Here is a 23,394-nt window from a genome sequence, read left to right as displayed (position 1 = left end):
GCGGTGCGGGCGGGCCGGATCAGGCCTGGCGGCGGACCTCGATGACCCGGAAGCGGCTCGCGACGAAGGCGCCGTCGCACAGGGTCGCGTTGGCGGCGGGGTTGCCGCCGGAGCCGTGGAAGTCGGAGAAGGCGGCCGTCTGGTTGACGTACACCCCGCCGGTCAGGTTCAGGGAGAGCTGGGCGGCCTCCTCCAGGCAGACCTCCTCGATCTGCCGCTCCACCTCGCCGGAGGTGGTGTAGGCGCCGACCGTCATGGCGCCCTTCTCCCGCACGGTGCGGCGCAGCAGGTCGACCGAGTCCTTGCTGGAGTCCATGGCGACCGCGAAGGCGACCGGGCCGAAGCACTCCGACATGTAGGCGGCCTCGTCGTCCGGCTTGGCGCCGTCCAGCTTCACGATCACCGGGGTGCGGACCACGGCGTCCGGGAAGTCGGGGTGCGTGACCTCGCGGGAGGCGAGGGCGACCTCGCCGAGGGAGGCGGCCGCCTCCAGGCGGGCCTTCACATCGGGGTTGACCAGGGCGCCCAGCAGGGCGTTGGCCCGGGCGTCGTCGCCGAGCAACCCGCCGACGGCGGCCGACAGATCGCCCACCACCTCATCGAAGCCCTTGTGGCCGTCGTCGGTGGCGATGCCGTCGCGCGGGATCAGCAGGTTCTGCGGGGTGGTGCACATCTGGCCGCTGTACAGGGACAGGGAGAAGGCCAGGTTGGACAGCATGCCCTTGTAGTCGTCCGTGGAGTCGACGACGACGGTGTTGACGCCTGCCTTCTCGGTGAAGACCTGGGCCTGGCGGGCGTTCTCCTCCAGCCAGTCGCCGAAGGCGGTGGAGCCGGTGTAGTCGATGACGCGGACCTCGGGGCGCAGCGCCAGGGTCTTGGCCAGGCCCTCGCCGGGACGCTCGGCGGCCAGGCAGACCAGGTTCGGGTCGAAGCCGGTCTCGGCGAGCACCTCGCGGGCGATCGCGACCGTCAGCGCAAGCGGGAGCACCGCCCGCGGGTGCGGCTTGACCACCACGGCGTTGCCGGTGGCCAGGGAGGCGAAGAGGCCCGGGTACCCGTTCCAGGTGGGGAAGGTGTTGCAGCCGATCACGAGCGCGACGCCGCGCGGCACCGCGGTGAAGTCCTTGCGCAGGCTCAGCGGGTCGCGCTTGCCCTGCGGCTTGACCCACTCGGCCGTGCCGGGGGTGCGCACCTGCTCCACGTACGCGTACGCGACGGCCTCGAGGCCGCGGTCCTGCGCGTGGGGGCCGCCGGCCTGGAAGGCCATCATGAAGGCCTGGCCGGAGGTGTGCATGACCGCGTGGGCCATCTCCGTGGTGCGCGCGTTGATCCGGGCCAGGATCTCCAGGCAGACCAGGGCCCGGTTCTCCGGGCCGGCCTCGCGCCAGGCGGGCATCGCGGCCTTCATCGCGGGGAGGAGCACGTCGACGTCCGGGTGCGGGTACTCCACGCCCAGGTCGATGCCGTAGGGGGACACCTCGCCGCCGGTCCAGCCGTCGGTACCGGGCTGGTCCAGGTCGAAGCGGGTGCCGCGCAGGGCGTCGAACGCGGCCTGGGCGGTCTCGCCGTCCGCGTATGCCTTCGGGTGCTCGGGGTACGGGGACCAGTACTCGCGGGTACGGATCGCCTCGAGCGCCTTGTCGAGCGTCTCGCGGTGCGCTTCGACCGACGGGACAGCGGTGAGATCGGCAGCCATGGGGCCAACTCCTCGTCGAGCTGGATTGGGGTGGGCAGGGTGCTGGCTTCACCGCTAGATTAACCGAATGTTCGGTCGGGACAAGGGGGGCCGACCGAAGCTGTGGACAACCGGCGAGGAGCAGTGGCGGCGATGAGCGCTCTTGACCGATCCAGCACGGTCGCGGTGGTGGGCACGGGGACGATGGGCCAGGGGATCGCCCAGGTCGCACTGGTGGCGGGGCATCCCGTGCGCCTCTACGACGCGGGGCCGGGCCGGGCCGAGCAGGCCGAGCGGGCCATAGGGGACCGGCTGGACCGGCTGGTGGAGAAGGGCCGGCTGTCCGCCGACGAGCGCGACGCGGCCCGCGGGCGGCTCTCGGCCGTCCGGGAGATCGAGGAACTGGCGGGCGTGTCGCTCGTCGTCGAGGCGATCCTGGAGGACCTGGGTGCCAAGCAGCAGCTCTTCACGGCGCTGGAGTCGGTGGTCCCCGAGGACTGCCTGCTCGCCACCAACACCTCCTCCCTGTCGGTGACCGCCGTGGGCGGCGCGCTGCGTCTTCCGGGGCGCTTCGTCGGCCTGCACTTCTTCAACCCCGCCCCGCTGCTGCCGCTGGTCGAGGTGGTCTCCGGCGCCGCGACCGACGAGGCGGCCGCCAGGACCGCGTACGACACTGCCGCCACCTGGGGCAAGACGCCGGTGCGCTGCACCGACACCCCCGGCTTCATCGTCAACCGGGTCGCGCGTCCCTTCTACGCCGAGGCCTTCCGGCTCCACGAGGAACGGGTCGCCGACCCCGCCACCATCGACGCGGTGCTGCGGGAGAGCGGCGGCTTCCGGATGGGCCCCTTCGAGCTCACCGATCTCATCGGCCAGGACGTCAACGAGGCCGTCACCCGCTCGGTGTGGGACTCCTTCTTCCAGGACCCCAGGTTCACCCCCTCGCTCGCCCAGCGGCGGCTGGTGGAGTCCGGGCGGCTCGGCCGCAAGAGCGGGCACGGCTGGTACGACCACGCCGAGGGCGCGGCCGCTCCGGCCCCGCACACCGCCGGGCCGGAGAAGCCGCCCGCCGAGGTCACCGTGTGCATGGGCGGCCGCGGCCCGGCCGCGGTGCTGCCCCGGCTGATCGCCGAGGCGGGCATCGAGGTGCTGGACGGCGAGGTCGCCGACCCGGACGACGGGTTCATCGAGCTCCCCGGCGGCGGCCGGCTCTACCTGGCGGACGGCGGACCGGCCACCACGGGTCCGGCCGTCGACTATGTGCAGTTCGACCTCGCGCTGGACTACCGAGTGGCCACCCGGGTCGCCCTCGCGCCGTCGGACTCCGCGCGCCCGGAGACCGTGCAGGCGGCGATCGGACTGTTCCAGGCACTGGGCAAGAAGGTCAGCGTCATCGAGGACGTCCCGGGCATGATCGTCGCCCGGACCGTGGCGATGCTGGTGGACTTCGCCACCGACGCCGTCGCCCGCGGCGTGGCCTCGGCGGAGGACGTCGACTCCGCGATGCGGCTGGGCGTGAACTACCCGCGCGGTCCGCTGGCCTGGGGCGACGAACTGGGCTTCGAGTGGGTGCGCGAGGTGCTGCGCAACCTGCACCAGGCGTACCCCGGCGGGCGCTACGCGCCGTCCCGTCCGCTGAACCGCCGCGCGGCGGCCGAGGGGAGACTGCTCTAATCATGACCATGGCACAGCGCGACAGCTCCGCCCCCAAGAGGGACACGTACACCCCGGACTCGCTGCTGGCCGTGGCCGTGGCGGTCTTCATCGAGCGCGGCTACGACGGCACGTCCATGGAGCACCTGTCGCGGGCCGCCGGTATCTCCAAGTCCTCGATCTACCACCATGTGCGGGGCAAGGAGGAGCTCCTGGAGCGTGCCGTCGGCCGTGCCCTGGACGGGCTCTTCGGCATCCTGGTGGAGCCCGGGGCGAGTGGCGGGCGGGCCGTGGAGCGGCTGGAGTACGTCACGCGCCGCACCACCGAGGTGCTGATGGCGGAGCTGCCCTACGTCACGCTGCTGCTGCGGGTGCGCGGCAACACCACGACCGAGCGGGCCGCCATGGAGCGCCGCAGGGAGTTCGACCACCGGGTCGCCGACCTGCTGAAGTCGGCCGTCGCGGAGGGGGACCTGCGAGGTGACGTGGAGCCCAGGCTTGCGACCAGGCTGCTCTTCGGAATGATCAATTCCATAGTCGAGTGGTACCAGCCGCACGCGGCCGGTACCCGTGAGCACGACGACGCCGCGGTCGTGGACGCCGTCGTGCGGCTGGCCTTCGACGGGCTGCGCGTCTCTTGACGCTGGTCCAGACCAACCTTCACGCTCGGGGTCATGCCACTCACCTTGCGTGTCCGTCTGTGCGCCGCCTCGGCGGCCGTCCTGCTGCTCGCCGGATGCGGAGGCGGTGACGGCGGCGGGCAGGCCGCAGACGCCACACCGCCGGAGGACTTCGGCTGCCTGACGGCCGCGCAGGCGAAGGCCGGATCCGTCGGCTACGACGACAGCGGCGCCAACCCCGTGGACGCCTGGTTCGGCGGCAAGGGCGACACGGCCGTCCTGCTGATGCACCAGGCGGACGGCGACATGTGCCAGTGGATGCCGCAGGCCGACCTCCTGGTGAAGGACGGCTACCGCGTCCTGGTCGTCGACTCCAACGGCAGCGAGGTGCCCGAGGTCGTGGGCGGGGTGGCGTTCCTGCGCGCCAAGGGCGTGCGGCACGTGCTGCTGATGGGCGCCTCCAAGGGCGGTACGGCCGTGCTGGAGGGTGCCGCGTCGGTCGACCCGCCGGTCGACGCCGTGGTCTCGCTCTCCGCGCCCGAGACCTACGGGACGATGGACGCGAGCTCCGCGGTGCCCCGGCTGACCGTGCCCGTGCTCTACATGGCGGCGGCGGGCGACACCGCGTTCGCGGAGTCGACCGAGGCCCTGAGCAAGGCCACGAAGAAGGCGGCCGAGAACCGGCTCGAGATCGTCGGCGGACCCCAGCACGGCGTGAGCATGCTCGGCTACGACCCCAATTGGGCCACCGTGACGGCCTTCCTGAAGAAGTACGCCGGATAGCCGGGGGGTGTGCGGACGGGGCGCCCGCGGGCGGGCCGGCGTCAGTCGGTCAGCACCCGGTCGGTCTCCTCGAAGACCAGCAGCGTGCGGCTGCTGAGCACCTCCGGCACCGCCTGGATACGGGTCAGCACCAGCTCCCGCAGGCTGCGGTTGTCGGGGGTGTGGACGAGCAGCAGCACGTCGAAGTCCCCGCTCACCAGGGCGATGTGCGCCACCCCGGGCAGCTCCAGCAGCTTCTCCCGCACGGTGCGCCAGGAGTTCTGCACGATCTTCAGGGTGATGTACGCGGACGCGCCGTGACCCGCGCGTTCATGGTCGACCCGGGCCGTGAAGCCGCGGATGACCCCGTCCTCGATGAGGCGGTTGATCCGGGCGTAGGCGTTGGCGCGGGACACGTGGACGTGCTCCGCCACCGACCGTATGGACGCCCGGCCGTCCTCCTGCAGGTAGCGCAGGATCGCGCGGTCGATGGCGTCCAGCGGACGCACCGCCGCCGGACCGGTCTCCGGTGCCGCTGCCTGCGGTCCCGGGGCGCCGCCCCGAGAAATTTGGGAATCCGTCACGCCCCCGAGCCTCCCTAGCATGGACGTACTGGCTCCATCTCAGGGTGTGGAGAACCGTTTGTCCACAGGCGGGACACACCTGTAGCCAAAATGCCTCCGGCGACCGAACAATCGGTAGGGGAGCGATACCCGCTCCACCGATCGAACACGCCCACGAGGAGGTGCTCGCGATGACCGTCCTGGACCAGCACGTCTGGCAACCCCGCACCGACCCGGCGCCGCTGCTGCCCGACCCTGAGCCGTACCGACTGCTCGGCACCCCCGAAGCAGGTGCGCTCGACGCCGGACTGCTGACCACGATGTACGGACAGCTGGTGCGCGGCCGCCGCTACAACCGGCAGGCCACCGCGCTCACCAAGCAGGGCAGGCTCGCCGTCTACCCCTCCAGCACCGGCCAGGAGGCGTGCGAGGTCGCCGCGGCGCTCGCCCTCGAGCCCCGGGACTGGCTGTTCCCCAGCTATCGCGACACCCTCGCCGCCGTCGCCCGCGGCGTCGACCCCGTCGAGGCGCTGACGCTGCTGCGCGGCGACTGGCACACCGGTTACGACCCGCGCGAGCACCGGGTCGCCCCGCTCAGCACACCGCTGGCCACCCAGCTGCCGCACGCCGTGGGCCTCGCGCACGCCGCCAGGCTCAAGGGCGACGACGTGGTGGCGCTCGCCATGGTCGGCGACGGAGGCACCAGCGAGGGCGACTTCCACGAGGCGCTGAACTTCGCCGCCGTGTGGCGCTCCCCCGTCGTCTTCCTCGTGCAGAACAACGGCTTCGCCATCTCGGTGCCGCTCGCCAAGCAGACCGCCGCCCCGTCGCTGGCCCACAAGGCCGTCGGCTACGGGATCCCCGGCCGGCTCGTCGACGGCAACGACATCGCGGCCGTCCACGCCGTGCTCACCGAGGCCGTGGCCCGCGCCCGCGAAGGCGGCGGGCCGACCCTGGTGGAGGCGATCACCTACCGCATGGACGCCCACACCAACGCCGACGACGCCACCCGCTACCGGGAGGACGCCGAGGTCGAGGCCTGGCGCGAGCACGACCCGATCGCCGTGCTCGAGCGCGCGATGCGCGAGCGCGACCTCCTCGACGACGCGATGGTCCGCGACACCGAGCAGGATGCGGAGCGGATGGCCGCCGCGCTGCGCGAGCGGATGAACGAGGACGCCGTCCTCGACCCGATGGACCTGTTCGCACACGTCTACGCCGAGCCCACCCCGCAGCTGCGCGAGCAGGCCGCGATGCTGAGGGCCGAGCTGGAGGCCGAGGCACAGTCATGAGCACCGCCACCACCGCGACCCCCGTGGCCGCCGGACGCAAGCCGGCCACCATGGCCCAGGCGCTCAACCGCGCGCTGCGCGACTCCCTCGCCGAGGACCCGTCCGTCCACCTCTTCGGCGAGGACATCGGCACCCTCGGCGGTGTCTTCCGGATCACCGACGGCCTCGCCAAGGAGTTCGGCGACAGCCGCTGCACCGACACCCCGCTCGCCGAGGCCGGCATCCTCGGCACGGCCGTGGGCATGGCGATGTACGGCATGCGCCCCGTGGTCGAGATGCAGTTCGACGCCTTCGCCTACCCGGCGTTCGAGCAGCTGGTCAGCCACGTCGCCAAGATGCGCAACCGCACGCGCGGCGCCATGCCGCTGCCCATCACCATCCGCGTGCCCTACGGCGGCGGCATCGGCGGTGTCGAGCACCACAGCGACGCGTCCGAGGCGTACTACACGCACACCCCCGGTCTCCACGTCGTCACCCCCGCCACGGTGGCGGACGCCTACGGGCTGCTGAGGGCCTCGATCGCCTCCGACGACCCGGTGATCTTCCTCGAGCCGAAGCGGCTGTATTGGTCCAAGGCCGACTGGTCGGCGGACGCGCCGGAGGAGGTGGCCCCCATCGGAAGGGCCGTCGTCCGCCGCACCGGCCGCTCCGCCACCCTCATCACGTACGGCCCGTCGCTCCCGGTCTGCCTGGAGGCGGCCGAGGCCGCCGTGCAGGAGGGCTGGGACCTGGAGGTCGTCGACCTGCGCAGCCTGGTGCCCTTCGACGACGAGACGGTCAGTGCCTCGGTGCGCCGCACCGGCCGCGCGGTCGTCGTCCACGAGGCCTCCGGCTTCGGGGGCGTCGGCGCCGAGATCGCCGCCCGGGTCACCGAGCGCTGCTTCCACCACCTGGAGGCTCCGGTCCTGCGGGTCGCCGGCTTCGACATCCCCTACCCGCCGCCGATGCTGGAGCGGCACCACCTGCCCGGTGTCGACCGCATCCTCGATGCGGTCGGGCGCCTGCAGTGGGAGGAGGCGTGATGGCCGTCGTCCGCGAGTTCGCCCTCCCCGACCTGGGTGAGGGACTGACCGAGGCCGAGATCGTGCGCTGGATGGTGCAGGTCGGCGACGTCGTCGCCATCGACCAGCCGGTCGTCGAGGTCGAGACGGCCAAGGCCGTGGTCGAGGTGCCCTGCCCCTACGGCGGCGTGGTCACCGCGCGCTTCGGCGAGGAGGGCCAGACCCTCGACGTCGGGCGGCCGCTGCTGACCGTCGCGGTCGGCTCCCCCGACGGGCAGACGCCCACCGCCGCCACCGTCCCGGCCGCCCCGGCCGACGGCGACTCCGGGTCCGGCAACGTGCTGGTCGGTTACGGGACCAGCGGCCCCGCGGCCCGCCGCCGCCGGGTGCGTCCGGCGCCGGGTGCCCCAGCGGCCGCTCCGGCCCCGGTGGCTGCTGCCGCTCCGGTGGCCGCCGTGCCGGTCCGGCACGAGGGTCCCGTGGCCGTCATCTCCCCGCTGGTGCGGCGCAGGGCCCGTGAGCACGGGCTCGACCTGCGCGTGCTGACGGGTTCCGGTCCCGACGGTCTGATCCTGCGCTCCGACGTGGAACGGGCCATCACCGCCGTCTCCACGGCGCCGGTCACCGCGGCCGCCCCCGCCGCCCCCGCGGCGCCCGCGGCCCCCGCCGAGGGCACCCGCATCCCGCTGCGCGGCATTCGCGGGGCCGTGGCAGAGAAGCTCGGCCGCAGCCGGCGGGAGATCCCCGACGCCACCTGCTGGGTGGACGCCGACGCGACGGAACTGCTCGCGGCACGGGCGGCGATGAACGCCGCGGGCGGTCCCAAGGTCTCCGTCCTCGCGCTGTTCGCGCGGATCTGCGCGGCGGCCCTCGCCCGCTACCCGGAGCTCAACTCCACGGTGGACACCGGGCGCGGCGAGATCGTCGTGCTGCCGGAGGTGCACATCGGCTTCGCGGCGCAGACCGAACGCGGTCTGGTGGTGCCGGTCGTGCGGGACGCCCACCGGCGCAGCACGGAGGAGCTGTCGGCGGAGATCGGCCGGCTCACCGAGGCGGCCCGCTCCGGCGCACTGACCCCGGCCCAGCTGACCGGCGGCACCTTCACGCTCAACAACTACGGCGTGTTCGGTGTCGACGGCTCCACGCCGATCATCAACCACCCCGAGGCCGCGATGCTCGGCGTCGGCCGGATCACCCCCAAGCCGTGGGTGCACCGGGGCGAACTGGCGGTGCGCCAGGTGGTCCAGTTGTCGTTCACCTTCGACCACCGGGTGTGCGACGGCGGCACGGCGGGCGGCTTCCTCCGCTTCGTCGCGGACTGCGTGGAACAGCCGGCGGTGCTGCTCCGGGCGGTGTGAACACGTCACGGTGGGCGATACTCCGGGCATGACTCCGGAGCCGCGTGAGCCGCGGGACCACCCATCGCTGCCTTCACCGTACGAGCAGCCCTACGACGCGGTCGTCCTCGCCGGCGGCGCCGCCAGGCGCCTCGGCGGGGCCGACAAGCCGGGACTGCCCGTCGCCGGTCGCGCGCTGATCGACCGTGTCCTGGACGCGTGCGCGGGCGCGGCCACCACGGTGGTCGTCGGCCCGCGCCGCGCCACTGTCCGCCCGGTGGCCTGGGCCCGCGAGGAACCGCCGGGCGGGGGCCCGCTGCCCGCGCTCGCCGCCGGGCTGCGCCCGGTCACCGCGGACGTGGTGCTGGTGCTCGCCGCCGATCTGCCGTTCCTCTCCCGTGCCACGGCGGACGCCCTGCTCACCGAGCTGCGCGGCGGCGCGGAGGGCGACGACGGGGTCGTGCTCACCGATCCCGACGGCCGCGACCAGACGCTGGCGGCCGCCTACCGCACGGAGGCACTGCGCCACCACCTGGCGCTGATCGCCGCCGAGCACGGGACCCTCACCGGGCTGCCGTTGCGTCTGCTCACCGGTGAACTGGCCCTGCGGAGGCTGCCCGACCCCACCGGGCAGGCCTCCTTCGACTGCGACACCTGGGACGACCTCTCCACAGCCCGGGCCCGTATCAGGGAGCATGGGGGCGTGTTGGATGAATGGATCACCGCAGCCAAGTCCGAACTCGGCATCGACCTCGACGTCGACATCCGTATGCTCCTCGATCTCGCCCGGGACGCCGCGCACGGTGTCGACCGCCCCGCCGCACCGCTGACCACCTTCCTGGTGGGCTACGCGGCGGCCACGGCGGGCGGCGGCGAGCAGGCCGTCGCGGAGGCCGCCCGGCGTGCCGCCGCGCTGGCCGAGCGGTGGGCGAAGGAAGCGGAGAGCGGGGACCCGGGCGCATGAACCTGCCGGGTGCGGCGGGCGGTGCCCGCGACACCGGTGCCGGGGACGCCGTCGACGACGAGCTGGACGCGGCGCTCGCCCTGGCCAACGGGCGGGCCGTCGGCCGGCACGGCCCCGTACAGCCACCTTCCGGCGGCGGCCCCGACGGCGCCCCGCCGCCCCTCCCCCACCCCCACGGCGCCTCCCACAGCGGTCGCCACGACCTGCCGTGGCCGCGGGCTCGGCGCATCGCCGGATCCGCCGCGGGGCCGCTGGGACGGCTGGCGCTGCCGCTCGACGCGGCGCTGGGACACGCGCTGGCCGAGCCGCTGACCGCGCTCACGGACCTGCCCTCCTTCGACACCTCCGCGATGGACGGCTGGGCCGTCGCGGGCCCCGGCCCGTGGCGCACGGAAGGCAGCGTCCTGGCCGGGCAGCGGTCCACGACCGCGCTGCTCGACGGCCACGCCACCGTCATCGCGACCGGCGCCGCGCTGCCCCCCGGCGCGACCGCGGTGCTGCGCCGGGAGCACGGGCGGATCACCGCGGACGGGCTGCTGCACGCCACGCGGGGCGGCCCCGGGCCGGGGCAGGACGTGCGGCCCCGCGGCCAGGAGTGCCGCGGCGGCGACGAGTTGCTGGCGGCCGGCGCGCTGGTCACGCCCGCGGTGCTCGGCCTGGCCGCGGCGGCCGGGTACGACGAACTGACCGTCACCGCACGGCCGTCGGTGGAGGTCCTCGTCCTGGGCGACGAGTTGCTGGACGCCGGCGCGCCCGGCGCCGGCCGGGTGCGGGACGCGCTCGGCCCGCTGCTGCCCGGCTGGCTCACCGCGCTCGGCGCCGGCACGGTCAGCGCCCGGAGGCTGAAGGACGACGCCTGCCTGCTGCAGGACGCCGTCACCGCGTCCACCGCCGATCTCGTCGTCACCACGGGCGGCACCGCGGGCGGCCCGGTGGACTTCGTCCACCCCGTACTGGAGCGCATCGGCGCGCGGTTGCTCGTCGACGGCGTCGCGGTCCGCCCCGGGCACCCCATGCTGCTGGCCGAACTGCCGGGCGGCGGACGGCTGGTGGGCCTGCCGGGGAATCCGCTGGCGGCCGTCTCCGGGGTGCTGACCCTCGCCGTTCCCCTGCTGCGCGCGCTCGCGGGCCGACCGGCCCCGGTGGCGTACGAGGCCCGGCTCACCGGTGACGTGCACGGCCACCCCACCGACACCCGCCTGGTGCCGGTGGTCCTCGACGAGGAGTCGCAGGCGGCCCCGCTGCACTTCAGCGGCCCGGCCATGCTCCGCGGCATCGCGGCGGCCGACGGCATGGCCGTCGTCCCGCCCGGCGGCGCGGTGAAGGGCGACCGGACGGCCGTCCTGGAGACGGGCTGGGGGCGGCTGTGAGAGACACCGGCCGCGGCCGCGGCACCGCACGGGCGGGCGCCGACATCGTGCACCTGCCCCACAAGAACGCCGTCGGGCCCCTGCGCCAGGTGGTCCGGCGGCTCGTGCTGGCCCTGCTGGTCATGGCGCTGACCGTGCTGATCGTGTACATCGACCGCGCCGGCTACCACGACAACGCCGGCGGTTCGATGTCGCTGCTGGACTGCGTCTACTACGCCACCGTCACCCTCTCCACCACGGGCTACGGCGACGTCGTCCCGTACAGCGCGAGCGCCCGGCTGACCAATGTGCTCCTGGTGACGCCGCTGCGCGTGCTCTTCCTGATCATCCTCGTCGGCACCACTCTCGAAGTGCTCACCGAGCGCACCCGCGAGCAGTACCGGCAGCAGCGCTGGAGGTCCGCCGTGCGCGACCACACCGTCATCGTCGGATACGGCACCAAGGGCCGTTCGGCGGCCCGGACGCTGACCGGGCACGGTGTGCCGGCCCAGCGGATCGTGGTGGTCGACCCCGACCCCAAGGCGGTGGAGTCCGCGGTCTCCGCGGGCTTCGCGGGCGTCACCGGCGACGCGACCCGCAACGACGTCCTCCTGCGGGCGGAGATCCAGCGGGCCAAGGAGCTGATCATCGCCGCGCAACGGGACGACACCGCCGTCCTGGTGGCGCTCACGGCCCGCCAGCTGAACAAGCGGATCAACATCGTCGCGTCTGTGCGCGAGGAGGAGAACGCTCCGCTGCTGCGCCAGTCGGGCGCCAACGCCGTCGTGACCAGCTCCGGCGCGGCGGGCCGGCTGCTGGGGATGTCGATGCTCAGCCCGAGCGCCGGCGAGGTGATGGAGGAGCTGATCAGTTACGGCAGCGGACTGGACCTGATCGAGCGCCCTGTCACCAAGGCGGAGGCCGGGCTCGACCCGCGCGAGGTCGGTGACCTGGTGGTGGTCGTCAAGCGCGGCCACCGGCTGCTCGACCACGACAACCCCGAGGCGAGCCCCCTGCAGTTGACCGATCGGCTCATCGTCATCCACAGGACGAGTCAGGACGACCCGTCGCACGTCCCGCAGGGGTAGCGTCGGCGGCATGCATGCGATCACCATCCCCGAACCCGGCGGTCCCGACGCGCTCGTCTGGGCCGAGGTCCCCGATCCCGTACCCGCCGAGGGCGAGGTGCTGGTCGAGGTCGCCGCGACCGCCGTCAACCGTGCCGACCTGCTGCAGCGGCAGGGCTTCTACGACCCGCCGCCCGGCGCGTCCCCCTACCCGGGCCTGGAGTGCTCGGGCCGTGTCGCCGCCCTCGGCCCGGGGGTGAGCGGCTGGTCCGTGGGCGACGAGGTGTGCGCGCTGCTCGCGGGCGGCGGCTACGCGGGCAAGGTCGCCGTCCCCGCCGGGCAGCTGCTGCCGGTGCCCAAGGGGGTGGGGCTCGTCGAGGCGGCGGCCCTGCCCGAGGTGGTCTGCACCGTCTGGTCCAACGTCTTCATGATCGCCCACCTGCGTCCCGGCGAGACGCTGCTGGTCCACGGCGGTTCCAGCGGCATCGGCACCATGGCGATCCAGCTGGCCAAGGCGGTCGGCGCCAAGGTCGCGGTCACCGCGGGCAGCGAGGACAAGCTCGCGAAGTGCCGCGAGCTGGGCGCGGACCTCGGGATCAACTACCGCGAGCAGGACTTCACCGCCGAGGTCCGCAAGGCCTTCGGCGGGGCCGACGTCATTCTCGACATCATGGGCGCGAAGTACCTGGGCCGGAACGTCGAGGCCCTCGCGGTCAACGGCAGGCTGGCCGTCATCGGGCTCCAGGGCGGCGTCAAGGGCGAGCTCGACCTCGGCAGGATGCTGGCCAAGCGGGCCGCGATCACCGCGACCTCGCTGCGCGGACGGCCGCTGGAGGAGAAGGCGGCCATCGTGGCGGCGGTGCGGGAGCACGTCTGGCCGCTGGTGGAGTCCGGGGCGGTGCGCCCGGTCGTGGACCGCACGCTCCCCGTGCGCGAGGCGCCGGAGGCGCACCGGCTGGTCGAGGCCAGTACCCACGTCGGCAAGGTGCTGCTCACGCTCTGAACCGCCGCCGGACGGCCGGTACGGCCCCCACGGGCACGACTGGCCGCCCGTGACGCTCCGTGTGACGCTGGAAGCATGGAGTTGCGGAAGGTGGTCGTGGCGGCGACGGTGACCGGAGTCGCCCTCCTGGTCACCGGCGCCGCCGCGCCGCCCCCTCCCCATCCGGCGGCGTCCTCCGGGCTGGCCGGCAGTGAGTCCGGTGAGGGGCGCAGGCACCCCGGGCGGGCGGAGCCGCCGCAGACGACCCCGGGCGCGGACGAGGACCGGTCCTCGGCGCCCCTCCCCGTCCGCGTCGAGGAGCCTCAGGACCAGGGGCCGGCCGCCGTCCGGGCGCCCGTGGGGCGGGTGCTGGAGGTGCTGCCGCTCGGTGTGGGGCTGGTGCTGATCGGGTTGGGCCTGGGCTTCCTCGGTCTGCGGCTGCGCCGTGGCCGCTGAGCCCCTCGCGCCGCGCACCGGGTCGGCCCGGCGGTGGACGAGGGCGGCCGGGAGGGGTAGCGCGGGGCGGTGGGGGGCAGACATTCCGGAGAGGTGCCGGTGCGCGACAATGGCGGCATGGAGATGCCGATGAACGAACGGTCGCAGGAGAGCCCGCAGGTCCTGGTCGTCGGCCCGGACGGGATGGCCCTCGGCGGCGGCGGACACGCCGACCGCGCCGGAGAAGGCGACGAGCAGCGCGAGGTCCCCGTGACGGAGATGGTCGAACAGCCCGCGAAGGTCATGCGGATCGGCAGCATGATCAAGCAGCTCCTGGAAGAGGTCAAGGCTGCGCCCCTGGACGAGGCGAGCCGGGTGCGCTTGAAGGAGATCCACCACAGCTCCGTGAAGGAGCTCGAGGCGGGGCTCGCCCCCGAGCTCGTCGAGGAGTTGGAGCGGCTCTCGCTGCCCTTCGCCGAGGACGGCGTGCCGAGCGACGCCGAGCTGCGGATCGCCCAGGCGCAGTTGGTGGGATGGCTCGAGGGCCTCTTCCACGGCATCCAGACCGCCCTGTTCGCCCAGCAGATGGCCGCCCGCGCTCAGTTGGAGCAGATGCGCCGCGCGCTGCCGCCCGGTGTGGGCCACGAGGGCGACGAGGAGGGGAACGCCCCGGGCGGGGCGCGCACCGGCCCGTATCTGTGAGCCGGCGGCACCAGGACGGTACGTACGCGTAGGTACAGACGGCGGGGACCCATGGGGTCACCCGCCGTCCGTCGTTGCCGTGGGGGCGTCCGCGGGACGCCGGGGGGTCAGCCGCCCTGGCCGGTGGAGACCCAGATGGTGATCTTGTCCTTCTCGGGCTTGAACGCGCCGTAGGTCTTGGGCTTCTGGTCGACGACCGCGCCCTTCCCGTAGATCTGCTCGTTGCGGTACTTGATCTCGTAGTCCCAACCAGCGGCGTCCATGCAGGACTTGACCGAGTCGACGTACTTGGTGAAGAAGTCCGGCATCACCACGGCGTCCGGGTCGTCGCCCAGGTAGCTCTTGGTGGCCTCGGTGCAGCGCGAGGCGTCGATGGTGCGGGTCTGGTCGGCCTGGCTGACGCCCGGCGCGGGCTCCTCGTCCGCCGGTCGCGAGGGGGACTCGCGGCGGTCGGTGGCGGTCGCGGTGGCGGAGGCGCCGGGCCGCGAGTCGTAGGTGGGAGTGCCGCCGGTACCGCCGGTGTCGCCCTTCTCGCCCTGCTCGCCCATCGCCATCGCGATGATGACCACCGCGACCACCGCGATCACGGCGACCGTGGCACCGATGGCGACGACCGCCGTCGAGACGCCGCCGCCCCTGCGACCGCCGCCCGCCGGGGTGCCCGGGCGCATCGTGTAGGGCGGGGTGGCGTGCTGCTGCGCGGCCTGCGGGTGCGCCTGGTGGGGCGCGTGCGCGTTCTGCGGGTAGCCGTAGGCGGGGTTGGGCGGCGGGGTGTGGGCGCCGGCTCCCTGACCGCCGGTGCCCCAGCGCTGCGGGGGCTGCTGCCGCGGCTGCGGCTGCGGGTACGGAGCCGGGGCCGGGGCCTGGTACGGGGTCTGCACGTGCGGCGGCGGGGTCCGCAGGTCCCCCTGCACCGGCGGGAAGACCGCGGAGGAGACCTCCTCGCCGCGGCCGCGCGGGCGCGGCCCGCCGCCGATGATCAGCGGTGTGGTCGCCGCGCCGCGGCCCGGCGCCGCGACCCGCTCCGCCTCGTCGCGCATGGCGTCGGCGGTGGGGAAGCGCTCGGCGGGGTTCTTCCTCAGGGCCCGGGCGACGAGCGCGTCGACGCCCGGCTGCACCGCCCGGTTGAGCGCCGACGGGGCCGGCGGGACCTCCTGCACGTGCTGGTAGGCGATGGACAGCGGGGAGTCGCCGTCGAAGGGCAGCCGCCCGGTGAGCAGCTCGAAGAGCAGGCAGCCCACCGAGTACAGGTCGGAGCGCTCGTCCACGCCGCGTCCCAGCGCCTGTTCCGGCGAGAGGTACTGCGGGGTGCCGACGACCATGCCGGTCTGCGTCATCGACGAGACGCCGGACTGCATCGCGCGGGCGATGCCGAAGTCCATCACCTTCACCACGCCGCGCTTGGTGAGCATCACATTGCCCGGCTTGATGTCCCGGTGGACCAGGCCCATGCTGTGACTCTCGGAGAGCGCCGCGAGCACGTCCGCGGTGATCTTCAGGGCCTTCTCGGTGGGCATGGCGCCGAACTGGGCGATGTCCTCGTCCAGCACGTCGCGCAGCGGCTTGCCCTCGACGTACTCCATGACGATGTACGGCACGAGCGCGCCGTCGACGGTGTCCTCGCCGGAGTCGAAGACCGAGACGATGTTGGTGTGGTTGAGCTTGGCGACGGCCTGCGCCTCGCGCCGGAACCGCTCGCGGAACGACTGCTCCCGGCCGAGGTCCGTGTGCAGCGTCTTGACGGCCACCGGACGGTCCAGCACTGTGTCGTGTGCCAGGTGCACGGCGGCCATGCCACCCTGTCCCAGCAGGTCGCGGAGTACGTAGCGACCGTTACCGACCGAGCGCCCCGAATGAGTGCCCCGCGTGCCGTCCCCGCTCATCCGTACCCGTCCCCTTGACGTTCCCCCTGGGCGCACCGCGCGTACGCACAAGACAGTTGTCCCGATCCTGCCAGCCCAGTCTGCCGGACGGCCTGGACAGGTCAAGTTCGTTGACCTGTTCGTCACCGGATGCGTATGAATCCCTTCATCGGGGGCACGGGTGGCACGGGAGCGCGTCCGTCACGGAACGCGGTAGCGTGGTGCGCTGGAGGACCCTGTACGGCGACGATCGACGGCGAGGACTGATGGCACAGACGACAGCCGCCGGGGGCCCTGACGAGCCCTCTGCCGACGGCCGGGGCGTGCCCGACTCGCCCGAGCTGTGGGGGGCCGCGGGCCTGGTGGGCGACGGCCGCTACCGGCTGACCGGGCGTCTCGGACGCGGCGGCATGGCCGAGGTCTTCGCTGCGGAGGACGTGCGCCTGGGGCGGACGGTGGCCGTCAAGCTGCTCCGTTCCGATCTCGCCGAGGACCCGGTGTCCAAGGCCCGCTTCACACGCGAGGCGCAGTCGGTCGCCGGGCTCAACCACCATGCGGTGGTGGCGGTGTACGACTCGGGCGAGGACGTCACGCCGGGCGGCACCGTGCCGTACATCGTGATGGAGCTCGTCGAGGGCCGCACGATCCGCGACCTGCTGCTGGGTTCCGACCAGCCGCCGCCGGTCGACCAGGCGCTCATCATCGTCTCGGGCGTGCTGGAGGCGCTGGCCTACAGCCATGCGCACGGCATCGTCCACCGGGACATCAAGCCGGCGAACGTGATCATCACCAACACCGGCGCGGTGAAGGTGATGGACTTCGGCATCGCGCGGGCGCTGCACGGCGCCTCGACCACGATGACGCAGACCGGCATGGTCATGGGCACCCCGCAGTACCTGTCGCCGGAGCAGGCGCTCGGCAAGACGGTGGACGCGCGCTCCGACCTGTACGCGACGGGCTGCCTGCTCTACGAACTCCTCGCGCTGCGGCCGCCGTTCACCGGCGAGACCCCGCTGTCGGTGGTCTACCAGCACGTCCAGGACGAGCCGCGGCCGCCCTCCCAGCTCAGCGACCGGGTGCCGCCGGAGCTGGACGGGCTGGTGCTGCACGCCCTCGCCAAGCACCCGGACGACCGTTTCCAGACCGCCGAGGAGATGCGCGGCGTCGTCCAGTACGCGCTGGGCATGCTCAGCGAGCGCGGTGGCCACACCGGCACCTGGAACACCGGTTACGTGCCCGCGCCGAACGCCGCCCCGACCGCGCCGATGGGCGTCCCCCCGCAGTACGGGCAGCAGAACCCGCACAACACCGCGGAGTTGCAGCCGCCGCTGCTGCTCGGGCCGCCCGGCGGTGACGGCGGCGACCACGGCTACAACGGCGCGATGCCCCCGCACGGCGGCGGGCGCTGGGTCAAGCCCGCGCTGTTCGTGATCGCGGCGGTGCTCGCGGTGGCGCTCGGCATCTACTTCGCCGTCTCCAAGACCGGTGACAAGGAGCCCCCGGCGGAGAAGGTGACGCCGACGCAGTCGCAGCCGGAGAAGCCGACGTCGCAGCCGACCCGGGACGACTCCACGCAGGACACGCAGGAAAGCACCGGCGGCGTCACGGAGAAGCCGTCGTACAACTCGACCCCCTCCTACACGCGGCCGACCTCCGAGGCGCCCGCCACCTCCGAGGCGCCGACCAAGGAGCCGAGCGCCCCGGCCAGCTCCGCACCGCCCACGCCGACGCCGACCGAGCCGACGCCGACCGAGTCCGCGAGCGGCGGCACGGCCGGCACCGAGGGCGCGGACGGCGGTGTCACGGGCGACCGGCCGGCCCGCTGACCTCGGGGTCAGCCCGTGAAGGCCTCCAGCACGGCCTCGTACGCCGCGGTCCACCAGACGACCAGGGCGGACGAGGCCGGGAAGAGGGGGTCGGTCCTGCGGTCGTCGAGGACGTAGCGCCAGCGCAGCATCCAGAAGTCGTTGAGCCGCTCCCACCACACCCGGTGCACGGCCGCGGCCAGTTCGTCCTCCGCCACGCCCGCGGCGCCGCGGTAGGCCCCTGCGTACGCGCGGATCTTGTCGAGGTCCAGGGCGCCGCCGGGCTGCACGAAGAAGATCACCGCGGCCCGTACCGCCTCCTCGGCGCGCGGCCGCACGCCGAGCCGGTCCCAGTCGACGATGGCGACGGGTTCGTCCTCGCGGTAGAGCAGGTTGAGCGGGTGGAAGTCGCCGTGCACCCAGCCGGACACCGGGCCGGCGGCGTCGGGCGGGCGGCGGTGGGCGTGACGTTCCAGCAGGGCGCGGCGCTCCAGCAGCCGGTGCTCGGCCAGTTCGTCGAAGGTCTCGCGCGGGGCGCGGACGCGCACCCGGCGCAGCAGTGCGGCGATCAGCGCGTAGGTCAGTTCGGGGTCGGCGCTGGCGTGCCGGCCCGGTTCGGGGGCGGGCTGCACCTGGGCCAGGGTGGTGTGGACGAGACCGAGCAGCGCGCCGAGGCGGCGGGAGTCGGCGGTGGTGAGCTCGCCGCCCTCGCGGTGCCGTCCCTCCACCCACGGGTAGAGCGCGAAGCGGCGGCCGCCGACCACGGCGACGGTGCGCCCGTCGGCGTCCGGCACCGGCGGCGCGACGGGCAGGCCCACCTCGTCGAGCCGCTGGGTCGCCCGGTGCTGCCGGGCGATGACGGCGGAGTCGGAGGTGGCGCTGTCGACGTACAGCTTGAGGAAGTAGCGGCCGCGGGTGGTGGCCAGCCGGAATCCCCGGTTCAGTAGGCCCTGGGCAACGGGTTCGCAGGACAGCGGGGCGCCGGCGTCCGTGTATCGGCGCAGCAGGGTGTCCAGTGTCCCGGCGGAGGGCGGCGCCGTCGCCGAACTCCCGATCACCAGGCAGATGCTAGATCATTCCGGTGGTGGACTCGCGGGTCGAGCCGTACGTACACATGGCCCGGCTCCCGGCTTGTATCGTTTTGACGATCTGTGCCGAAGAGCGCCTGTTGTGCCGTCGACGGGTGGAAAGCGCGCGCCGTCCCGAGGAACTGCACCGCCCAGCCCGCTTCGAGGTCGTCCGCCTGGTAGGCCACGACCGTGCCGTCCACACCCCATGAGCGGTCGGTGCGGATCAGCACGGAGTCGTCGGTGACGACGTGCCGGGCCACGGCGATGTACGGCAGGGCCCCCCGCGTCAGCGCCAGCCGCCCGTACCGAACCCTTCCCAGCAGCGCCAGCGCAGCGCGCCCCTCGAATTCCATGGGAACCACCTTGCCGGTCCGGCCCCCCGGAGGCGCAGAGCACTCCGCCCCCACCTCCGGGGCCGATGGTCCCTGATGGGGCCATACCGCCTCAACCGGTTGAATCCGGCACCGGCAGGCCCAGCACGCGGTCGCGCAGCACCGGGAAGTCCGCCCGGGTCTTCGCCACCAGGCCCGGGTCGAGGTCGGCGGTGAGGACCTCCTCCCCCGGTCCGGCCTCGGCGAGGACGGCGCCCCAGGGGTCGACGACGACGCTGTGCCCGGCCAGCTCCACCCCGGCGTGGGTGCCCGCGGTACCGCAGGCCAGCACATAGGCCTGCGACTCGATCGCGCGGGCGCGGGCCAGCAGCGTCCAGTGCTCGCGGCGCCGGGCGGGCCAGCCGGCCGGGACGAGCAGGACGGTGGCACCCGCGTCGACGAGCAGCCGGAACTGCTCGGGGAAGCGCAGGTCGTAGCAGGTGGCCAGGCCCACGGTGACGCCCTGGACGTCGCCGGTGACGATGCGGTCGCCGGCGCTCATGAGCACGGCCTCGCCCCGGTCGAAGCCGAAGCGGTGGATCTTGCGGTAGGTCGCGCGCAGTTCGCCGTCGGGGGAGAAGAGCAGCGAGGTGTTGTACAGCGCGCCGTCGGGGGCGCGCTCGACGATCGACCCCGCGTGCAGCCAGACGCCCGCGTCGAGCGCCGCGGCGCTCATGACCTCGGCGGTGGGACCCCGCAGCGGCTCGGCCTCTGGCTGGAAAAGATCGGCGGCGAAGGCGCCGACGGGCCACAGTTCGGGCAGGACGACCAGGTCCGACCCGGCCTGTCCGCGGACGAGCGAGGCGACCCGTTCGCGCCGGGCGTCCACCGCTTCGCCCGGGTCGACGTCGATCTGGAGCAGGGAAACGCGCACACTACCACCGCCCATGAGTTCGGCACGTTCTTGCGGGCCTACGATCGTCACACGAAAGCACTCCCGTGGTGTCACTGCGCAGCGTAATTTAAGGCGCACACCACGACCGCGCTCCGACCGTCGAGGGGTCCCGTGACCGGCACCGTCCACAGCCAGATCCAGCCGTACATCGACGCCTGGACCCACTCCATAGAATCCATAGCCGAGTTGGTCCGTCCCGTACCGGCGGGCGCCTGGAACCGGCCGACCGAGTGCCCGTACTGGTCCGTGCGCGACGTCGTGTCGCATGTGATCGGGTTCGAGTGCGAGCTGCTCGGCGATCCCCGGCCGATCCACACGCTCCCCAGCGACCTGCGGCACATGGCCACGGAGCACGCCCGTTACGTGGAGGTGCCGGTCGACAAGCGGCGGCACCACACCGCGCCGGAGGTCGTCGGCGAACTCGACTACACCATCATCCGCCGCTCCCGGCAGCTGCGGAACGAGACCCGTGGCGCGCAGGACACCGTCCGCGGTCCCATGGGCAGGGAGACGACCCTCGAGGAGCTGCTGAAGTGGCGGGTCTTCGACGTGTGGGTGCACGAGCAGGACCTGCGCCGGGCGCTGGGCGAGCCCGGCAACCTCGACTCGCCGGGCGCGGTCGTCGCCCGGGACCACATCCTCGCCGAGCTGCCGAAGGTGGTCGCCGAGCGCGCGGGCGCCCCGGCGGGCTCCGCCGTGGTGTTCGACGTCCACGGTGAGCTGGAGTTCATGCGGACGGTCCGGGTCGACACCGAGGGCCACGGCTCGATCGACGGCAGCGTCTCGCTCGGTCCCGCGGTCACGCTGACCCTGGACTGGGAGACCTTCGTCCGGCTGACCTGCGGCCGTACGCGCGCGGCCGCCGTGGAGGACCGGCTGAAGACCGAGGGCGACCGGTCGCTGGCCGACGCGATCCTGGCGAACATCGCCGTCACGCAGTGACGCCGGGGGGAGCGTTCATGTCCCGGCGGGGACGTGGACGCTCTCGACGCGGCTGACGGCGATGCGCTGCCGCTCCAGCCGCGCGGCCCGGCCGCGCAGCCGCAGGATCTGGCTCAGGCCCAGGGCCTGGAGGACGAAGACGCTGCTCCAGGCCACCCGGTAGTCGTCGCCGCTCGCGTCCAGCAGCACGCCGATGGCCAGCAGCGCGGCCATCGAGGCGGTGAAGCCGCCGATGTTGACGATGCCGGAGGCGGTGCCGAAGCGCTCGGGAGGGTTCGCCGGGCGGGCGAAGTCGAAGCCGATCATCGACGCCGGCCCGCAGGTGCCCAGCACGACGCAGAGCAGCACGAGCAGCCACAGCGGCGCGTGGTCCGCGGGCCAGACCAGGACCACCGCCCACATCACCGCGGTCGCCCCGACGACGCCCAGGGTGAGCGGCATCCGGGCGCCGTGGTGGCGGCCGATGATCTGGCCGAAGAGCATCCCGAAGACCATGTTGGCGATCACGACCACCGTCAGCAGGGTGCCCGCGGTCTCGCGGGACAGCCCCTGGTCCTCCACCAGGTACGGCAGCCCCCACAGCAGCAGGAAGACCATCCCGGAGAACTGGGTGGTGAAGTGCGTCCACATCCCCAGCCGGGTGCCGGGCTCCCGCCAGGCGGCGGCGATCTGCCGCTTCACGTAACCGCGCCCCGGGTGCTCGGGGGGCGCCGGCTCGAAGCCCTCGGGGTGGTCCTTCATGAAGGCCAGCACGAGGACGAGGACGAGCGCGCCGCCCAGCGCCGTGCCCACGAAGGTCGAGGTCCAGCCCGCGGAGTGCAGCAGCCGCGCGAGCAGCACGGTGCTCAGCAGGTTGCCCGCCACGCCGAACAGCGCGGCGCCCTGCGCGATCATCGGCCCGCGGCGGGCCGGGAACCAGCGCGAGCCCAGCCGCAGCACGCTCACGAAGGTCATGGCGTCGCCGCAGCCCAGCACCGCGCGGGCGGCCAGGGCGGGGCCGTACGCGTGGGAGAGGGCGAAGCCGAGCTGGCCCGCGGTGAACAGGACGATGCCGATGCTCAGCACCCTCTTGGTGCCGAGGCGGTCGACCATCAGGCCCACGGGTATCTGCATGCCCGCGTAGACCAGCACCTGCAGGATCGAGAAGGTGGACAGCGCCGAGGCGCCGATGTGGAAGCGCTCCGCGGCGTCGATGCCGGCGACGCCGAGGCTGGTGCGGTGCACGACCGCGACCGTGTAGACGAGGGTGCCGATGCTCCAGACGGCGACCGCCCTGGTGCCGCCGGGCGGTTCACCGACGGTGGTGCCGCTCGTTGCCATTACTCCCCCCGGGCCAGGTGGCTCACCCAGCTGACGTGCCGCTCGACCAGCATGGCCGCCGAGGCGCTGTCCCCCGCGCGCAACGCCGCGAGGATCTCGGTGTGTTCGGCGACGTTCTTGGCGATGCGGCCCGGCTCGGCGTGCATCGTGGCCACGCCCATCCGCAGTTGACGGTCCCTCAGCTGGTCGTACAGCTGGGAGAGGATGCGATTGCCGGCGGCGCGCACGATCTCGGCGTGGAAGCAGCGGTCGGCCGCCGCGAAGGCGGCCAGGTCGCCGGTGGCGGCGTGGCCGCGCTGCTCGTCCAGCAGCTCCTCCAGGCGGGTCAGCAGCCGCTCCGGGGCGGGCACCACCTTCGTCACCGCGTGGCGCTCCACGAGCAGCCGGGTCTCCACGACGTCGGCGATCTCCTGCGCGGAGACCGGCAGCACCAGGGCGCCCTTCTTCGGGTAGAGCTTCAGCAGGCCCTCGGCCTCCAGGCGCAGCAGGGCCTCGCGGACGGGGGTGCGCGAGACGCCCACCGCCTCGGCCAGCTCGCCCTCGCTCAGGAGGGTGCCGCCCTCGTAGCGGCGGTCGAGCACCGCCTGCTTGACATGGGTGTAGACCCGCTCGGCGGCGGGCGGCTGCTTGACGGCCGGCTCGGCGGTGGTGCCGGCGGTCGCGACGGGGCTTCGGGTCATGATGCGCACATCATAGATACAAGCCGTATGCGCCGGCAGTCCGCGTC

General features: G+C 73.5%; 22 protein-coding genes. 14 read left to right on the top strand and 8 right to left on the bottom strand.

The genetic code is table 11. From position 1 onward, the window contains the following. Window positions 1–19: 19 nt before the first annotated feature. Complete coding sequence (gene paaN / locus CHF15_RS32845; protein WP_089227546.1) at window positions 20–1,696, bottom strand: phenylacetic acid degradation protein PaaN; 1,677 nt, start codon at window positions 1,694–1,696, stop codon at window positions 20–22. A 132-nt stretch (window positions 1,697–1,828) separates the two neighbouring features. Here paaN and CHF15_RS32840 point away from each other — a divergent pair, with 132 nt between their 5' ends. Genes CHF15_RS32840 through CHF15_RS32830 form a run of 3 tightly spaced genes read left to right on the top strand, consistent with a single transcriptional unit; the run spans window position 1,829 to window position 4,731 of the window. Then, window positions 1,829–3,349, top strand: coding sequence for a 3-hydroxyacyl-CoA dehydrogenase (locus tag CHF15_RS32840; RefSeq protein ID WP_089227545.1), 1,521 nt, complete (start codon window positions 1,829–1,831; stop codon window positions 3,347–3,349). A gap of 2 nt (window positions 3,350–3,351) precedes the next feature. Beyond that, on the top strand, window positions 3,352–3,969 hold the full coding sequence (locus CHF15_RS32835; protein ID WP_089227544.1) for a TetR/AcrR family transcriptional regulator: 618 nt from the start codon (window positions 3,352–3,354) through the stop codon (window positions 3,967–3,969). A 33-nt stretch (window positions 3,970–4,002) separates the two neighbouring features. Then, complete coding sequence (locus CHF15_RS32830; RefSeq protein WP_089227543.1) at window positions 4,003–4,731, top strand: alpha/beta hydrolase family protein; 729 nt, start codon at window positions 4,003–4,005, stop codon at window positions 4,729–4,731. A 41-nt stretch (window positions 4,732–4,772) separates the two neighbouring features. On the opposite strand, the gene CHF15_RS32825 is transcribed toward CHF15_RS32830, so the two are convergent. Continuing rightward, window positions 4,773–5,315, bottom strand: coding sequence for an Lrp/AsnC family transcriptional regulator (locus tag CHF15_RS32825; protein ID WP_089227542.1), 543 nt, complete (start codon window positions 5,313–5,315; stop codon window positions 4,773–4,775). A gap of 149 nt (window positions 5,316–5,464) precedes the next feature. Here CHF15_RS32825 and pdhA point away from each other — a divergent pair, with 149 nt between their 5' ends. From pdhA to CHF15_RS32780, 9 genes are all read left to right on the top strand, one after another. Further along, entirely contained in the window at window positions 5,465–6,565 is a 1,101-nt protein-coding gene (gene pdhA, locus CHF15_RS32820; protein WP_089227541.1) for a pyruvate dehydrogenase (acetyl-transferring) E1 component subunit alpha, read from the top strand. After that, the gene (locus CHF15_RS32815) at window positions 6,562–7,587 is read left to right on the top strand and encodes an alpha-ketoacid dehydrogenase subunit beta (RefSeq protein ID WP_089227540.1); all 1,026 of its coding nucleotides are present in this window, start codon (window positions 6,562–6,564) and stop codon (window positions 7,585–7,587) included. Before pdhA ends, CHF15_RS32815 begins: the two co-directional genes overlap by 4 nt. Then, on the top strand, window positions 7,587–8,924 hold the full coding sequence (locus CHF15_RS32810) for a dihydrolipoamide acetyltransferase family protein (protein WP_089227539.1): 1,338 nt from the start codon (window positions 7,587–7,589) through the stop codon (window positions 8,922–8,924). Before CHF15_RS32815 ends, CHF15_RS32810 begins: the two co-directional genes overlap by 1 nt. A 28-nt stretch (window positions 8,925–8,952) precedes the next feature. After that, window positions 8,953–9,867, top strand: coding sequence for an NTP transferase domain-containing protein (locus tag CHF15_RS32805; protein WP_089227538.1), 915 nt, complete (start codon window positions 8,953–8,955; stop codon window positions 9,865–9,867). Further along, window positions 9,864–11,237, top strand: a complete 1,374-nt coding sequence (locus tag CHF15_RS32800) for a molybdopterin molybdotransferase MoeA (RefSeq protein WP_089227537.1) — start codon at window positions 9,864–9,866, stop codon at window positions 11,235–11,237. The genes CHF15_RS32805 and CHF15_RS32800 overlap by 4 nt, the downstream gene beginning before the upstream one ends. Beyond that, window positions 11,234–12,304: a potassium channel family protein gene (locus CHF15_RS32795; protein ID WP_089227536.1), complete on the top strand. Its 1,071-nt coding sequence runs from the start codon at window positions 11,234–11,236 to the stop codon at window positions 12,302–12,304. The genes CHF15_RS32800 and CHF15_RS32795 overlap by 4 nt, the downstream gene beginning before the upstream one ends. Before the next feature lie 10 nt (window positions 12,305–12,314). After that, window positions 12,315–13,286, top strand: a complete 972-nt coding sequence (locus CHF15_RS32790) for an NAD(P)H-quinone oxidoreductase (RefSeq protein WP_089227535.1) — start codon at window positions 12,315–12,317, stop codon at window positions 13,284–13,286. 75 nt (window positions 13,287–13,361) lie between these two features. Further along, the gene (locus tag CHF15_RS32785) at window positions 13,362–13,721 is read left to right on the top strand and encodes a hypothetical protein (RefSeq protein ID WP_089227534.1); all 360 of its coding nucleotides are present in this window, start codon (window positions 13,362–13,364) and stop codon (window positions 13,719–13,721) included. Window positions 13,722–13,838: 117 nt separating this feature from the next. Continuing rightward, entirely contained in the window at window positions 13,839–14,402 is a 564-nt protein-coding gene (locus CHF15_RS32780; RefSeq protein WP_089227533.1) for a bacterial proteasome activator family protein, read from the top strand. A 107-nt stretch (window positions 14,403–14,509) separates the two neighbouring features. On the opposite strand, the gene CHF15_RS32775 is transcribed toward CHF15_RS32780, so the two are convergent. Next, window positions 14,510–16,285, bottom strand: coding sequence for a protein kinase domain-containing protein (locus tag CHF15_RS32775; RefSeq protein WP_089227532.1), 1,776 nt, complete (start codon window positions 16,283–16,285; stop codon window positions 14,510–14,512). A gap of 245 nt (window positions 16,286–16,530) precedes the next feature. Here CHF15_RS32775 and CHF15_RS32770 point away from each other — a divergent pair, with 245 nt between their 5' ends. Continuing rightward, on the top strand, window positions 16,531–18,090 hold the full coding sequence (locus tag CHF15_RS32770; RefSeq protein ID WP_089227531.1) for a protein kinase domain-containing protein: 1,560 nt from the start codon (window positions 16,531–16,533) through the stop codon (window positions 18,088–18,090). 8 nt (window positions 18,091–18,098) lie between these two features. Here CHF15_RS32770 and CHF15_RS32765 read toward each other — a convergent pair whose 3' ends face one another. The 3 genes from CHF15_RS32765 to CHF15_RS32755 all read right to left on the bottom strand — a co-directional run bounded on the left by CHF15_RS32765 (window position 18,099) and on the right by CHF15_RS32755 (window position 20,384). Next, the gene (locus CHF15_RS32765) at window positions 18,099–19,127 is read right to left on the bottom strand and encodes a phosphotransferase (RefSeq protein WP_375818209.1); all 1,029 of its coding nucleotides are present in this window, start codon (window positions 19,125–19,127) and stop codon (window positions 18,099–18,101) included. Next, window positions 19,124–19,492: a pyridoxamine 5'-phosphate oxidase family protein gene (locus tag CHF15_RS32760; protein ID WP_089227529.1), complete on the bottom strand. Its 369-nt coding sequence runs from the start codon at window positions 19,490–19,492 to the stop codon at window positions 19,124–19,126. Before CHF15_RS32760 ends, CHF15_RS32765 begins: the two co-directional genes overlap by 4 nt. A 91-nt stretch (window positions 19,493–19,583) precedes the next feature. After that, entirely contained in the window at window positions 19,584–20,384 is an 801-nt protein-coding gene (locus CHF15_RS32755; protein ID WP_089227528.1) for a carbon-nitrogen family hydrolase, read from the bottom strand. Between the two features lie 132 nt (window positions 20,385–20,516). Between CHF15_RS32755 and CHF15_RS32750 the strand changes: the two genes are divergently transcribed. Next, a complete protein-coding gene (locus CHF15_RS32750) occupies window positions 20,517–21,347 on the top strand; it encodes a maleylpyruvate isomerase family mycothiol-dependent enzyme (RefSeq protein ID WP_089227527.1) in 831 nt (276 codons plus the stop codon). 15 nt (window positions 21,348–21,362) lie between these two features. Here CHF15_RS32750 and CHF15_RS32745 read toward each other — a convergent pair whose 3' ends face one another. Both CHF15_RS32745 and CHF15_RS32740 read right to left on the bottom strand, forming a co-directional pair. Then, a complete protein-coding gene (locus CHF15_RS32745) occupies window positions 21,363–22,667 on the bottom strand; it encodes an MFS transporter (protein WP_089227526.1) in 1,305 nt (434 codons plus the stop codon). Next, window positions 22,667–23,347 carry a GntR family transcriptional regulator gene (locus CHF15_RS32740; protein WP_089227582.1) on the bottom strand — a complete coding sequence of 227 codons (681 nt, stop codon included), beginning with the start codon at window positions 23,345–23,347 and terminating at the stop codon, window positions 22,667–22,669. Before CHF15_RS32740 ends, CHF15_RS32745 begins: the two co-directional genes overlap by 1 nt. Window positions 23,348–23,394: the final 47 nt, after the last annotated feature.

The organism is Actinacidiphila glaucinigra, from assembly GCF_900188405.1.
In the GTDB taxonomy this organism is placed as follows: Bacteria; Actinomycetota; Actinomycetes; order Streptomycetales; family Streptomycetaceae; genus Actinacidiphila; species Actinacidiphila glaucinigra.
The sequence above is the reverse complement of the archived record's forward strand: the minus strand, read 5'-3'. Positions and strand labels throughout refer to the sequence as shown.